Annotated in this window: 14 protein-coding genes; 7 read left to right on the top strand and 7 right to left on the bottom strand. The window is 54.7% G+C overall.

The window, feature by feature from the left end; genetic code table 11:
• Nucleotides 1-20: 20 nt before the first annotated feature.
• From DV707_RS10760 to DV707_RS10790, 7 genes are all read right to left on the bottom strand, one after another.
• The gene (locus DV707_RS10760; RefSeq protein WP_103991701.1) at nt 21-1,709 is read right to left on the bottom strand and encodes a terminase large subunit domain-containing protein; all 1,689 of its coding nucleotides are present in this window, start codon (nt 1,707-1,709) and stop codon (nt 21-23) included.
• 671 nt (nt 1,710-2,380) lie between these two features.
• The gene (locus DV707_RS10765) at nt 2,381-3,115 is read right to left on the bottom strand and encodes a hypothetical protein (protein ID WP_103991699.1); all 735 of its coding nucleotides are present in this window, start codon (nt 3,113-3,115) and stop codon (nt 2,381-2,383) included.
• Between the two features lie 3 nt (nt 3,116-3,118).
• The gene (locus tag DV707_RS10770; protein WP_103991698.1) at nt 3,119-3,442 is read right to left on the bottom strand and encodes a BppU family phage baseplate upper protein; all 324 of its coding nucleotides are present in this window, start codon (nt 3,440-3,442) and stop codon (nt 3,119-3,121) included.
• A gap of 12 nt (nt 3,443-3,454) precedes the next feature.
• The gene (locus tag DV707_RS10775; protein WP_103991697.1) at nt 3,455-5,833 is read right to left on the bottom strand and encodes a LamG-like jellyroll fold domain-containing protein; all 2,379 of its coding nucleotides are present in this window, start codon (nt 5,831-5,833) and stop codon (nt 3,455-3,457) included.
• A 4-nt stretch (nt 5,834-5,837) separates the two neighbouring features.
• Nucleotides 5,838-6,167 (bottom strand): hypothetical protein, encoded by a 330-nt coding sequence (locus DV707_RS10780; protein ID WP_103991696.1) that lies wholly within the window; start codon nt 6,165-6,167, stop codon nt 5,838-5,840.
• A gap of 5 nt (nt 6,168-6,172) precedes the next feature.
• A complete protein-coding gene (locus tag DV707_RS10785) occupies nt 6,173-6,607 on the bottom strand; it encodes a hypothetical protein (protein ID WP_103991695.1) in 435 nt (144 codons plus the stop codon).
• 601 nt (nt 6,608-7,208) lie between these two features.
• Nucleotides 7,209-7,880, bottom strand: a complete 672-nt coding sequence (locus tag DV707_RS10790) for an arsenate reductase/protein-tyrosine-phosphatase family protein (protein ID WP_103991694.1) — start codon at nt 7,878-7,880, stop codon at nt 7,209-7,211.
• Nucleotides 7,881-10,159: 2,279 nt separating this feature from the next.
• On the opposite strand from DV707_RS10790, the gene DV707_RS10795 reads away from it, so the two are divergent.
• The 7 genes from DV707_RS10795 (at nt 10,160) to DV707_RS10820 (ending at nt 13,826) form a co-directional block, all read left to right on the top strand.
• The gene (locus DV707_RS10795; RefSeq protein WP_103991693.1) at nt 10,160-10,546 is read left to right on the top strand and encodes a hypothetical protein; all 387 of its coding nucleotides are present in this window, start codon (nt 10,160-10,162) and stop codon (nt 10,544-10,546) included.
• Entirely contained in the window at nt 10,546-10,737 is a 192-nt protein-coding gene (locus DV707_RS10800) for a hypothetical protein (RefSeq protein WP_103991692.1), read from the top strand. The genes DV707_RS10795 and DV707_RS10800 overlap by 1 nt, the downstream gene beginning before the upstream one ends.
• 337 nt (nt 10,738-11,074) lie before the next feature.
• Nucleotides 11,075-11,410 (top strand): hypothetical protein, encoded by a 336-nt coding sequence (locus DV707_RS10805; RefSeq protein WP_103991691.1) that lies wholly within the window; start codon nt 11,075-11,077, stop codon nt 11,408-11,410.
• Between the two features lie 156 nt (nt 11,411-11,566).
• A complete protein-coding gene (locus tag DV707_RS10810) occupies nt 11,567-12,253 on the top strand; it encodes a hypothetical protein (RefSeq protein WP_136361860.1) in 687 nt (228 codons plus the stop codon).
• Entirely contained in the window at nt 12,250-12,399 is a 150-nt protein-coding gene (locus DV707_RS18465) for a hypothetical protein (RefSeq protein ID WP_160113926.1), read from the top strand. The genes DV707_RS10810 and DV707_RS18465 overlap by 4 nt, the downstream gene beginning before the upstream one ends.
• Before the next feature lie 73 nt (nt 12,400-12,472).
• Nucleotides 12,473-12,751 (top strand): hypothetical protein, encoded by a 279-nt coding sequence (locus DV707_RS10815; protein ID WP_103991689.1) that lies wholly within the window; start codon nt 12,473-12,475, stop codon nt 12,749-12,751.
• 70 nt (nt 12,752-12,821) lie between these two features.
• Nucleotides 12,822-13,826 carry a hypothetical protein gene (locus tag DV707_RS10820; RefSeq protein ID WP_103991688.1) on the top strand — a complete coding sequence of 335 codons (1,005 nt, stop codon included), beginning with the start codon at nt 12,822-12,824 and terminating at the stop codon, nt 13,824-13,826.
• Nucleotides 13,827-13,831: the final 5 nt, after the last annotated feature.

Here is a 13,831-nt window from a genome sequence, read left to right on the forward strand (position 1 = left end):
AATAGCAGACATTAGATAAATTAGCGACGACCGTACCGAGAGCGGTAAGACCGACGACCTGTTGGGCGATTCACCTTCTGAGAGGCGAACGCAACCGGTCGCTCTGATCCCCGCGTGTCGCGGTCGTAATCAACAACTTTCCTACTCCGATCAACCTGCGGATACTCCTTCGCGGCAACCGATCGTGCGGGAGGAGTATCGAATCCGGGCGGAAAGGCGGACAAGACAGTAGCAATCGCAACATCATCCTTTCCCTCCGGAGCCGTGTCCTTCCCCGAAAATCGGGGCACAAGGTGGTCCTTCTTCTGAATCCGCTGAATCGCAACTAATTGCTCGAACAGCGTCTCATCCGGGAGCAAGGCAACCGTCCCCTGTCGAAGCCCCGCGTTCATCGCGTAGAACATATCGCGGACCTTCTTCGTATCAGAGAAATTGAACGGGATCACTGCGCTCCCGAGCTTCTTCCGAAGGAGTGCCGGGAGGGTCTGACCTGACCCCGTCACGTCCATAATCAGGTAATCGCAGTCGAGCGAATCGAAAACGTGGCTCACACGGGCAGCAACGTGATTCACGTTCTCCCGATCCGGATCAGCAATCCCAAGCGCCGAGATCGTCTTCGTCGAAACAACCTCAAGATAGCGTTGGGACCGCCGCTCCACGCCCACCTTTTCGTCCTCCCACGCATCGAACACAGAAATTACCGTGTCGTCGTGCGTGTACCCAACGTCGACGCCCATAAACCGAGTTCCGCCCATCCGAGGGGCCGCAATTCCCGAAATATAGGACTCGTTCCCCTGCGGTATCCGCATTGCCGCCTCAACTGACGGCTCAGAGAAGAACAGCGACTCCTCCGCAGCAGGAACACACAGGTACTCTTGGGCGAACCCCACCGGGTCCTGTGCGCGGTCCTGCTCGACCACATCGATATTCAGATCCGGGCGAGCCGGGGCAAGCTCCTGCTCGTACAACGGGACCTCAATGTCAATCTCGTCGTGATTGTGGAACGTCGGCTGAAACATCGAAATGACGCCCAACTTCGTCCCCTCCTCATCGAAGCCGCTCAGCGAACCGCGCTTGAACGACTTCATAAACTCGTCACTCTTGCCGTTCGGGGTACTCACCTGCAACATCTTCCCCGTCGACAAGCTCATCATCGGACGATAGGCGCGGAGCTTCTCCTTCTGCTTCTCCATAAACGCCATCTCGTCGAAGAGAATCGACCGAGCGCCGTCACCACGAGACGAATCTGGAGCGCCCGTGTACCCAACGAACTTCGTCCCGTTCCACAACTCAAGGTCGCCCTTATTCTTCGTCGGCAAGGGAACCTCGATCACCGCGTTCTCGAACAGATCAGTAAGATCAGAAATCCGAGAGTGCGACTGATCCTCCTTCGTCGAGACAATTGGATACAGTTGATTCGGCCGGACAATCGCCTCAAGCGCCATACAAATCAGCGCAATCGCCGTCCCCCCAATGCGCCGACCCTTCAGCAGCGTAATGACAGACGCATCTCCGTAGAAATACGCGTGAACGAACTGTCGCTGCCACGGATCAAACAGTGTGACCGGGTGTAACTGCCCGTCCGCATCCGGGAGCCGGAACAAATCCTCGATGATGTGATCAGGACGCCCATTCCACCGCTTCGCAACGGCCTCCGGGTCAGCGCCCGTCACCTCACAGAACTCCTGAAGAATTGCCCCGATTTTCATACTAACTTACATATACAGCTCAAGACTCGCCAGATCACACTGAATCCAACACGTCTCAGCCTTCGCGCACTCCATATCCCACGCAATCAGGAAATCCGAATCATCAAGCGTAAACTCGAACACCTGAGACGGGTCCGAAACACCTTCCCCCGGCCCCGCTCGTGACACCCGCGCCGCGTCAACGTGGTCCATTCTTCGCCACAATTCCCGACACAACGAGTGCCTTCAGCCCGTCACGGCGTGCAAAGTAGATCGGCTCCTCCGTCGTCTCCGTCCCATCTGACTCACCGTACATAGCTGAGGGAACTGCCAAAATCCCATACGGCATCGCCGAATCAACCACCACATCAACGTGATTTGACCCGACCTTCGCAACCATTCGCAACGAATCAGTTGCCTCGCAGATTTCCACACAGAAATCAGGCGAGACAGCAGCATACTGCCCCGTGTACGGAACCAGTTCTAATTCGTCAATCAAACAGTATTGTTCGCTAAGCTCACAAATTTCCATAGAAACCCTTATCGTCGCCACCAGCGTACCGTGGTTTGTTCCGACGCTTTCCTCGTCGGAGCAACAACAGACAATCGGGGATTAGTCACCCCGGTACACTCTCTCCCTACCACACAGGTAGGTAAGCACGCACATAGGGACTCTCTCCCCCACCCGTGCTTTACTCGAACATTTCAGGATCGTACGTAGACTCGTCGTTATTGATCAAATCACCGAGCGCACCCGCCAGCGAATCCATAACATCCGTTCGATCCTTCACCTGCTCGTCTTTCTTCTGTGCCTTCCGCGTGATTCCAAGCGACTCTTTGATCGTATCGATTAGGCGGATCTGCGACTGGTGATCCTTGATCAGACGATTGGAAACCTCCTTTGTCTCAAGAAGCTCACCCTTCGCATCGTAGACCCCCTCAGTCGTCACCTCAGTATTCGCCAAGATGTAATCAGACGAACGAGCCTGCCGGACGATCTCGATCGCCAACGTATCGAACGAATGACCCGCCGCCGGATCACTTTCGAGGTCAATATCATAGACCTCGGGCCACGTCATAATCCAATCGAGGAGATCCTGTTCCTCGTCGGTCAATGTTTCCCGGATCGTCTCAGGTAACGCGTACATAGAATGTTTGAGCGGGGCGTGCTTGTCCAAATTCTCAAGCGTCGGCTTCGCAAACGCCCCGTGGAAGCGACACCGATCTCGATTTCCATCCTTTGCAACCCGATTTTGGCAATAACGTTGCGGGCCGTCGTACTCCACAGGCTGCCTCCCAATGCGAGCAAGACAATACGCCTCCTCGAACGGAATCGCAGACTCCCGGAACTTCGGCGACTTCAGGTACTCAACCTTCAACTCGCCCAACTGCTGCTCATCGGCCCCACTAACCTCCTGTGAAGCCATACGCTATCCCAACTCAGGCCGAATGAAGATTTCAAGCGGCTCAGACGGAAACGTCTCCGGGAAGCCGTCACTGTACGTCACCTCAAACTCCGCGAGGAACACACCGGCCGTATCCGTATCACCAGCACGCCACTGATACGCCACCTTTCCCGCCGTCGCATCGAGAATCGACGCCGACTCGTTGACCTTCACCGCATCCGACCCACGAGCCTTCATATGAAACTCAACGGTTGCATCCGTCAGATCAACAGCCGCGCCGTCTTCGTCCCTACAGAAGCCGACAAGCGCCGGATAACGGTCATTCTGTGTGATTTTGTAGTCAACCATTGAGATCAGAGATCAGAGAAAATTGTCGTTCGTACTATCCAACTCGAAGCCATTACCGCCCGAATTATCCACCGATAACCCGTTTTCACCGGAATTGTCCACCGAAATCGACGAATTACCCGTCTCGCTCATCCGAAGGAACAAGAACAGGACGTTCTCGGCAGAAAGGGGGGCCACAAGTCCGCTCAGAGCCGCCAAATCGACGCCTACCGAGCGCGGAGCCACAGAGCTACCTACTGAAGACGACCCGAGACGCCCCGAAATGGAAGCTAAATCGGCTGAAACCGCCCCCGGAGACGCGCTCCACGCACCGCTTTCCGACCCCACAGACACGAGATCGAGCATCGCAACCATCGCGAGAACCACACCGAGGTCAAACGACCCCGCAGATGCGGACAGTGAACCGAGATCAGCCGAAACAGGCCCCGGAACCGCACCCGGAGAGGCCGGACTCGTTGGAAGATCCCCCGAAGATAGTGTTCGAGCCACCGGGCCAGCACTCGCACTCGGCGAGCTGATCGACGAGACAATCGACGCCACTCCAACAGCACTCGATACAGCGCCCACAATCGCCCCGAGATCGGCCGGAGAGCCCACCACACCTAATGACTCAAGGGCAGCATACACCGCCTCAGATGAGCCGATAGCGCGAGGGATCGCGACAAATCCCACCGAATCCACCGTCGCGGCGGTCGGACCCACGATCGATGACACCGAAACTGGTATTGCGCCCACAGTCGCTACTTCAAGGGGCGGCGAGACAGGAGCCAATAGTATATTGGGATCGGTCCCTGCTGACGTTATTGACGGTCCCTCCACCGCCGCACTCACCGCTCCCGGAGCAACCCCGATAATTGTAGGAGTACCCGAAGCACTCACACTCCCAAGCTGCGGCGCGACCGGACCAGCACTCGCAGTCATACCACTCGGAGCCGACGCGACCGAGCTTACCTCCATAGATGCACTCACCGCGCCCGGAGACGCCCCGAGATCGCTCTCCGCCGACGGTGAATCCACTCTGTCAATCGTCGCAGCAACCGCACCAGCGGAAGCCGAGACGCTGTAGGTCGCACCCGACACGTTCATCGTCGCCAGCGTAGCCGAAACCGACGAAACTGCGGTCCCATCGTACGCCGTCAGATCAGCAACCTCCTGATTCGTCAGAACGTCGCTGTAGACCCGAGCGTCGTCAACGCGACCGCCATTTTTGATGTAGCGGTCAGTCCCTTTCTCAGACCCAAATCGAAGCGGTGCAGTTGCGCCGCCGATTGTCGTCTCCGTGTTGGTCCCGTAGGAAACGCCGTCAACCCATAGCTCGAATGTCGAGCCGTTGTAGGTCACAATGATCGTCTGCCACGTATTCAGCGTCGGAGCCGGACCCTCAACCGTCACCGCGTTAGAACCAACGCGGACTTGGATCAGGCCATCCCACTCAACCAGCCAAAACGCCCGATCAGAGTAGCTAACGTTCTTACACGCAATCGTCTGAATATCGGTCGTCCCGGTCGTGGTCGTCGTCAGATACGATCTGATCGCAAACGTCCACGGGGCCGAGTCGATCGTCGCGTGGTCGCCCGCATCAATGTGAGACGATCCATCGAACTGCGCCGCTCCGTCAATGTAGCCGCCAGAAACGAGCGACGTTCCGTTATTCGTCGCATCGTACGTTCCGACTGAATCTGTGTATCCCGAGTCAAACTTCCACTTCGACGCAAGTGCACGAGTAACATCATCCGTCGGTGGCGCTGGTACCGACCCGGACACATCGTACGCCGTGACCGACGCCGACGCAACACCAAGTGTGGCCGACTGCGGACCACCGCCCTGCGTCGGCCCGGCTATGTCATCAAAATAGAACTCAGCCGGATCGTTGTTGGTTTGGGCGTAAATACCGATTCCGCCGCTTGAATATGCCGTATCAGTACCCGAAACCGACGCCTGAAGAACCTCAGAAGAATCGTAGAGATTAGCGGTGAATCCACCGGCCCCATCCCCAACGATCTCTAATTTAATCCACGAGTTGTACGGTAATGAGCCACCAGACCACCCAAGAAACGAAATCGACCCGTTGGTGTATTTGTATAACTCAAGCCCATCTGAGCCAATCGATGCAGAATACTCGTTTCGCTGCGACGAAGTGTCGTTCTGTACGCAAATCCTGAAATTTACTCTATGCCCTCCGGTTGCGTAAATCCAAGAAGACGCAGTGTCAGCGTTCGTGACAGTGAGATCCATCCGCTCTGCGAGCGCGCTATAGAATCCACCAATGAGGTCCCACTCACCCGAAAACGCCCCGTTCCGAGCCTGCGTGGTGCTTGCGGATAGAAGATAGGCTTTACCGCCGACCCAATCGTATACGTCACCATCTTCAAAGTCTACAAGAACGGGCATCTACTCACTCAGTCAGAAATTTAGAGAACATCAGCGCCCAATCTCGGGCAGAAATATCAACCGGCAGCATATTCGTCGCGTTCAGCGCGTTCTCGACCGCAGCAGGGTAGATCCTGAACGCGTCGGACTGCTGTTCAAGCTGATCTAACGCAACGTCGTCGGCGTCGTCAACGAACACACGAACAGCGTGATAGTCGCCCGTTGCGTGCGAGATCGCCTCCCCACCGTACCACTTTACGACACGGGAGTCATCGACGTACTTCGGTCGCTGCGGGTCATCTTCCGTACCAGCACCAACTTCGGGAACGATGAAGAAACCAGAAACAAGGGCCATTTAGCTCACCCGAGCGTCAGCAAGCCAGAAGCATTGATCGTCAACGTCACGTCGCCACCATTCGTCGGTAGCGGGAAATCAGCCGACTCGTACCATCCCACAACAGGGCTATCCGAATCAGTCGTGACCTCCTTGTAGATCAGAACACCCTGAATCGTCCCCGCATCGAGGCCCGTATAGGAGAGATCGTCGGCATCGACCACTCCCTGATCGTTCGTGTTGTCCGTGGAAACAGAGACATTCAGCGTTTTTCGTGTGTAACCCGTACCAGACATTTCATTCGCCACAGCCGTCACATCGTCAACGTAGATGTGAGTGTCAATATCAGGCGTGTAGGCCGCAGAATCGTCGATAATGAGTGCCCGAATCGTATCTGTATCGAGGTCAACACCGCCATTCAGCAGAAGCGTCTTGAAATTATTGTATAGAGTAGTAGCCATAATAGCACCCAAAATCGCATAGAAGCAGACCGCTCAGCCCGGACCCCGTAATATATCCTCCCGCAATCGATTTTCCACAATCGTAGCGGCTAACCAGTACGATCTAATCAAAAAGCGGACTGAGAAAACCAACAGTAGTCGTCAACCTCGATGGGCAAGATCACCGAACGGCCTCATCACTACCGAGGTAACCCGACCAAGATAACCACAAAGAGAATCCAAAACACAGTGGAACGTCAGAGCCAAAAACTGAAAGAGATAGAGAGATCCGGCCCCGAAGCTACCCACTAAAGAGAGCAGATAGTAGAGGATGAGCTGTTTGCTTCCAACTTCCTCTACCCCTATTAGGATACAACGGTATATATACCCGGTGCGGGATTTAAATACTCAATCGCTTAGACGCCCGAAAACGACCGATCTGAGAAGGTTCTCATCCCACCGGGTATTTAATTGTTTCGTAAAAAAGCGCGCTCGATGAATAGAGCAGCCGTGGCAAATACACCCCACACAGGGCGTTATATAACACTTCTCGCATCGATTATTTCACTATCTCATAGATGAATCAGTCGGGGGAGTTTACGTGCTAATTTATCCAAGTAGACTATGTCAGATCTTTCGAGATCACGCTTTCGTACTCATCAATGAGACTGCGGATACACGCGGCAATGTCGGCGTAGACAGTGTCAAATACCGACGAAGAGTTTCCATTCGGGTCGGGTAGTTGCATTGTAGATCCCGGTTCAAAAATTCGCAGAAGAAACATTCGGTCAATTGCCTGTGGAAAGTGAGTCGTGAAATTGTGATAATTTCGATAGTCCATCAAAAAAATAAGGTCAGCAGCTTCGATGATTGCATCAGTAGCTTTGACTGACCGATGGTCGGTGAGGTCAATATCGAAGGCTTCGGCGGCACTTTGTGCATTCCTCGGTGAACGGGGATTGTTCATATCGACAAATCCGGCTGAACTAACGTTGAGCGTATTGATTCCACGCGAAGACAGTTCCTTTCGGGCGTATCGTTCTGCAAAGGGACTTCGGCAAATGTTCCCGTGGCAGAGGAACAGTACTTCTTGAGAAGAGCGTAGTTGTTGAACCGCATCGTGACGGCGACGGGTTCGAGCAAAGGGAGTTACGTGGAGATCGTTCCAATAGTACGCGGCAATCGCACGCCTATTGAGGACTGTCCAAGCGTGCTGTGGTGCCAACCGTATCAAGTCAGTCAGTGATTTACTGCGGACTCTCGTTAGAAACTCCGACAACGTAGGCACACACACAGATCGATACTCAGATAGTTAGTAAAGAGGCAGTTACCCCATTCTGCAACGGTATCAACTGCACTGAGCGATTCCCGTGTAGGTGTGGGAAGTCTTCTACGATATACACTCACGCACCCGCCCATACAAACTCCCGAAAATCCCAAAAAATTCTGAGCAGCTTACCTCCCTCTACACGCGCCCCTCTGCTGATCGTGTCGTAACCCCATCCCTCTCGAATCCGGATCACTCTTTCTCGGCCGGATCTCCCGGATCACTCGCCCGGCACCGACGAAACCATACCCGGCACACGTCGACCGGCCGCCTTTCCGATTCCCACGGCCGACTCTCCCGGATCGAACCGACCAGATCACTCTTGACCGGATCGATCGCCCGACACTCGGCACACGTCGATCAGATCACACACAGTCTCGATCAGATCACACAGTCGAACAGATCGAATCTACCCCTAACCGCCCGGATTGATTCGGTCGCTCTGTGTCTATGGTATCACTATCGGGAGATCGTAGGGTGCAGAGAATTTCCGGCTTAGAGGGTAAGTCTCTCTCCCTCTCCCGGCACCAGTGACTACCCTTTGGTAGCGGATTCAGAGTGTCCGCTTCGATTCGCGCGTATGAGCCTGCGGAAAAGCACTTGCCCGGCGAAAAGCCGTCGGCACACACCACACGGCCGAATAGTGATAACTCTCCAGTTTCATTGACACTATCTGAGTCAAAACCGTTACACTGCGTTAACTTAGTATATATACAGATCAAAATAGAAAACTATAATACTAACCAAGTGGTTCAGTTGTATGTTGCTCGGCGAGGGTGACAGGGTGCTCGAATCGATCGGGTATCCTCCGAAAAGTAGGATGGCAAAACGGCACCGGGAGATACGCAGCTAAGGCCCGTGAACCGGAGTATTCGGCAAAAAAGCTCCGGGCAATATGATCCACTGCTCCGCGAGGAGTACGGAGTTAACATACTCCCTCGGATTCAAAGGTCGACCGAAACCACCGGCACCGGCCGGATATAACGGAACCGTGCAAAAGTGCTACCTTTGTCATTCAGTAGCAAGCAAGCCGAACTATTCGAGCGTAACCGAACGGGAGGCATACGTGGGGAACCTCAGTTATTCAAAAGGCCCGCGTATGTGTGCTGCTCAGTAGGTGCCGAGCCTTAGACTAAGTGCTACAGGTAGGGGTTAACCGCCCTGCGAGGATAGTTATGTGTGTGTTGGTACGGCCGGGATAAATCCCGATTCTACCCATACCGGGCGTTTTGCGTCTGGTATCGGTCGAAGCCGACGGTATTCGGCCGGGAGACACATACCGCTGATTTACAGGATAGTTCGGGCGTAAATGTCGTGATTCACTTAGAATTAGCTGCTATACCGGCGTATCCCTACGGATTGACTATCCGGGATACGTACGTGATACTGCCTCTCATACGTCACTATCCGAAGTCGGCGTAAAACAACGTGTGTGAGTCTCTGACTCATATACGTGTGTACGTAGGGCGGAATGGTAAACGAAAAGACACTATCTGTCGTTCGTCCGTACCTACAGGCACCGTTAACGGCGTTTCGTTTTATACCCGCTTAGGCGGGCGAATTGATGGAATACACTTTGATGGGCATATCCCGGTGAAACCCCGGAGAGGGACGAAATACGAACGATAACAGATACGAAACAAAACACGGTGCGCGCTTAGTGCGACAGTGTCGGTGCAATTCCGACGGCGTACCCTTCCCCTGCGGACGGGGGGATACGGAGAGAGCTATGTCTGATATGGCAATAAGCCGACGGCCGAGTGACTACCGGCCGACGACACACTTTGTTCAAAGATTGAAAGATCGGAAAGTGCCGGGCTTTGCGATCCGAGAGTGTATCGAATCGGGAGAGATTGAATCGGGTAATTCGCCCGATACGTGCGAGCTACGGCGTAATGGCTACTTTGTGGTGCTCAACGTCGAAAAGCGAGAGGCGGTGACTGTGGGTCAATGTGGTTGCTAATGAAGTGTCGAACACACGGCCGGGAGGTATCCCGGACCTATGACACTGCATTAGGGCGGTATGTGTATGAGTGTCCGGATTGCGTGAGAGACGCTTTTGAAAGAACGCGGGCGGGCGATACGGGAGAAGCTGTCTGATATGGCTACGATCGATCAGATCAATCAGGATATGCGGGCGGAGGCGGGCAAAAAGTGGCAGCGAAAACAGGCTGCGATTCGGCCGGATCGATCCGGGCGGGCGCGTCTGGTGAGTGTGGCAATTCGAGTAATCAGGAGAGAGTAAAATGGCTACGTTATACGCTGAAGTCGGTGGTATTGCTGTGAAGAAGGCAGGAGCGGGCGAAAACCGGGATTCGAGAGTGTCGGTTAAGCTGTCGGGCGAGCTGACGATTGAAAAAGAGATTGCATACGGTAATCCGAACATTGACGCGTATTTCGTCCACGACCCACACTACCGCGATGAGCGATACGTCGAGATCGACGGGCAACAATGGGAGATCGACTGGTCAGATGGATATGTTGAGCTGCTGCTGCGTGTCGACGAGGTGTTAGCGTGTGCGGAGCAGCGGGCGGCCGAGGATTGTTCGACTGTCAAAGAGGTGTTAGAATCGTGGGTTCGATGGGACGACGCACCGGCCGAGATCGGGCGGGCGCTTGAGCAGGTGAAATAATGACAGAGACGATCACGTTCGAGTTACCATTGAGCGCGCAAGCGGTCGAAGAAGACGGCGTTACGGTCGATGCGTTGTTTACGGCGTTAGATCACGCAAAAGCGTATCATAATCACGAGGGGGGTTACAAAGACCGATTCGACAATCTTGAGCAGTACATTTGGAATCAGGCCAAGGCGCAGTTAGAATGACAAATCCGTTTGCGCTCTATGTCCGGGAGTACGATGAGCACACGCGAGCGAAGCACACTGCGCTAGCTATCAAGTTGCAGAAATGTGAGGATTGGCCTGATTTTGTCGTGGGATTCCGCGCTGAAGATCCGGTGGTTGTCGTGTAATTCCGACAGTGAGTTGAGTACGTCGGCTGGTGAGTAGCCGGGGTTCGATTCCCCAGCGACGTTTCCGACCGAAAAGATAGGTCGGTAAGACATAGTTTTGGGGTTCCTCCCGTCCGCTCGTTCTTGGTAGATTATCCCCGGTTCGATTCCGGGGTACGAGCTTCCCCTTCGTTGGGGAGAGAGTGTTTGTAATGTCTGAAATTGAGAGAGCGGAGACGACGCGGCGAACGTACGGAATTGACGGTGGAATTGTGCCGGGGCGCTGTGCGGGATATGCGTACGATGGAGAGACGTATTGCCCTGCGTGTGCGGCGGAGATCGACGTAACGACGGCCGACGGCGACACGTACAAGATGGATCATTTTCCGGCCTACGACGACGACGGCCGAACGATCACGGACGGTCGAGGCTTCGGCGTTGGTGTAATCTCCGGATTTGACGAGTTTGAATATCCCGGTGGCTCTTGCGGTGTGTGCCTCCGACGGCTTGACACGAATATCCTCCCGGAAGGGACGCTTATCATCTAAGGAAATAGACAAGTGCAAAACAGATACATCTGCGAAAACTGCGGCGAACCGTCTTTTGGCTACCAATCTCGGTGTGCAATCTGCGGATTGATCTGCGGATCTCGCGGCCTTGAGTACAGCCCGGATGAGCTTGCGGCCTAAAATTGAGAGAGAAAAATGACGAGACACGACTACCCGGAGACTGAGTGGGGAACGCCGAACGGTCGGAACTACAGCTACAGGGTGCATATGAACAGCCCTGATTTCGAGCGTATGGTTCGGTTGAATCGGTGGGGGCTTCGAGATATTACGATGAATCCCCGCGACGTTCACGCACCATTCCCGTATGTCGGTTTCAAAACGTTCGATCGGAAGGGGAAGGTTGCGGGTATGGAGAAATGGCTGTATTCCCCTGCGTGGGAGTCTGGCCCGTGGGGACCGGGACGGCGCGAATCGCTCGAAATTCGTAATGCGACCGGTGGCGGGACTCGAATAAGAGGAGAGGTTTTCGTCGGGTTCGACAACGACGACATTCGATTCAATTACGTCGAGATCGATACGACGGTGCCGTTTACGCCGTCTGAGCTTGTCGCTATCATTGAGGGAGAGCCGGGCGAGTACCCGCACCCTGCGAACGAAAACCGGACGATCGACAGCGAAAAGGCCCGCGAGTTGATCGACGAAGAGCTGTTTTGGGCTGAGCAGGACGCTATTGAAGCAGCGGTTGAAGCGGTCTATGAGTACCGCGAGGAGTGCGAGCACACGCATACAGTTGAGTTTGAATCACCGAAGATCGGTATGACGGTGTGCCGGGCGTCGGGCTACTGCGAGGATTGTGGTGTAGAATTTGAGGCTGTGCTATGACTGAGATATTCCACGTTCCGGGAGAGGTCCACGAGTACGAGTTGTTCGATGGGTTCAAACACACGTTTCTGCTGGCTGAGACGGGGCGAGAGGCGACGGCGTGGATTGAGTCGGATATGACGTTTGATCTGTCGCTGAATCGGTAATTCCCTGCGAAATTTCGTAACCTAATCTCACCGTTAGGGTAGGGACTCCCGGATTATCCGGGGAGAGTGTAGAATGTCTGTAAATGCAGCCGTAAGCAGTGACGACGCACAGATTGAGACGCCCAAATATGCAACGTTGAGCGTTGGAAACGTTGAGCTTCAATTGAGCTTGAGCGACGTGTTCAATATTCGGAGCGGGCTGCGGCGTGAGTCGTGGCGCGCTGAGAAGGAGGGTCGGACGTTCACCGCTGAGTCGTACGACGGTCTAAAGCGTGATCTGGCTGCTGTCGCGTACGAGCTTGGTGGTCGGAATGAGACACTGCTGTCAGAAATGGCAGCGGTTGAGCAGTAACCCCGTCGGGTAGGTAATCCTCGGTTCAACTCCGGGGGCGGGTTTCCCCACTGTGGGGAGAGAGTGTATAATGTCTGAAACCAAGCAACTCCGATTTGATGGTGGAGCGATTGACGACGAAATTCTCGGGCTGCGCCGGGCGGCGAGAGAGGTTTTCGGGCTGTCGCGGGCTGACGCGGTTGAGCTAATCGCTGACGACGACGACGCGCGACCGCTGCGGTATCTCAATTATCTGGCTGCGGATCTCGAAGTCGGTAAGATCGAGTCGGTCAATCTCGCGGAATACCCACACGAATTTGATCTACTCATCGACGTGGGACCGACGGCGTGGTTTGTCGGCGAGTGCGAGCTATCGCTTCGAGAGGCTATGGATTTCGCGCCGCTCGGGTTCCAACTTGATGAGATCGAGATCCCGAAGCGGGTCGTTGAGGCGGTTGAGAATCCCCGTGAATGGATGGATCGGCTTGATGAGGCGTTTAGCGTTCGCGATAGCGGCGGCGACGACGTGTTTTGGCTGATTCCGAAGGGGAAGGACCGCTTTACGTGGATCGACGATTTCGGACATTCGTACTACGAAGACGCGTTCGAGTTTGTCGACGGCGATTACCTGTTTTGGGCTGACGACGACGACGCGCGAGATCCGCCGTTTGAGCTTGTTCACCGAGATTCGATGTGGGAATATTCGGATAATATTTCTGTGGTCGGTCACGCTGGCAAAGTCCAATACAATCACCTTGACGGCGTGATTTCTGAGAGTTGGCACGAATCGACCGGCGAATATGATGATCTTGTCCGGGCGGTTGTCAGCCGGAACTTGGACGACGTGGGATACGTCAGCGTTGCGGGCGGCTGGCACTCCTCGATGGAACGCTCGGATCTCTCGGAGCGGATCAATTCGCTGACTCGGGGAGAGGGTCACGAAAACGGCGAGCTTGATTATCCGGTCGTCGTCAAGTTCGGGAAGACGACTAACGTTTGCTCGCTGTCGATCTCGATCTATGCTCACCCGGACGACGTGGATATGCTTGAGGGATTCTTAGACGCTCGGGCGGCTCCGGCGTACGCGGGGTTCTAAGGTGG

Origin of the sequence: Halobellus limi, from assembly GCF_004799685.1 — an archaeon.
Taxonomy (GTDB): domain Archaea; phylum Halobacteriota; class Halobacteria; order Halobacteriales; family Haloferacaceae; genus Haloquadratum; species Haloquadratum limi.

Bases quoted from the DNA above. Each gene is read 5' to 3' on its own strand.
- DV707_RS18465 (WP_160113926.1), top strand. From the start codon at position 12,250: ATGACTGAGATATTCCACGTTCCGGGAGAGGTCCACGAGTACGAGTTG.
- DV707_RS10765 (WP_103991699.1), bottom strand. From the start codon at position 3,115: ATGGCTTCACAGGAGGTTAGTGGGGCCGATGAGCAGCAGTTGGGCGAG.
- DV707_RS10805 (WP_103991691.1), top strand. From the start codon at position 11,075: ATGTCTGAAATTGAGAGAGCGGAGACGACGCGGCGAACGTACGGAATT.
- DV707_RS10815 (WP_103991689.1), top strand. From the start codon at position 12,473: ATGTCTGTAAATGCAGCCGTAAGCAGTGACGACGCACAGATTGAGACG.
- DV707_RS10770 (WP_103991698.1), bottom strand. From the start codon at position 3,442: ATGGTTGACTACAAAATCACACAGAATGACCGTTATCCGGCGCTTGTC.
- DV707_RS10810 (WP_136361860.1), top strand. From the start codon at position 11,567: ATGACGAGACACGACTACCCGGAGACTGAGTGGGGAACGCCGAACGGT.
- DV707_RS10785 (WP_103991695.1), bottom strand. From the start codon at position 6,607: ATGGCTACTACTCTATACAATAATTTCAAGACGCTTCTGCTGAATGGC.
- DV707_RS10780 (WP_103991696.1), bottom strand. From the start codon at position 6,167: ATGGCCCTTGTTTCTGGTTTCTTCATCGTTCCCGAAGTTGGTGCTGGT.
- DV707_RS10800 (WP_103991692.1), top strand. From the start codon at position 10,546: ATGACAGAGACGATCACGTTCGAGTTACCATTGAGCGCGCAAGCGGTC.
- DV707_RS10760 (WP_103991701.1), bottom strand. From the start codon at position 1,709: ATGAAAATCGGGGCAATTCTTCAGGAGTTCTGTGAGGTGACGGGCGCT.
- DV707_RS10795 (WP_103991693.1), top strand. From the start codon at position 10,160: ATGGCTACGTTATACGCTGAAGTCGGTGGTATTGCTGTGAAGAAGGCA.
- DV707_RS10775 (WP_103991697.1), bottom strand. From the start codon at position 5,833: ATGCCCGTTCTTGTAGACTTTGAAGATGGTGACGTATACGATTGGGTC.
- DV707_RS10820 (WP_103991688.1), top strand. From the start codon at position 12,822: ATGTCTGAAACCAAGCAACTCCGATTTGATGGTGGAGCGATTGACGAC.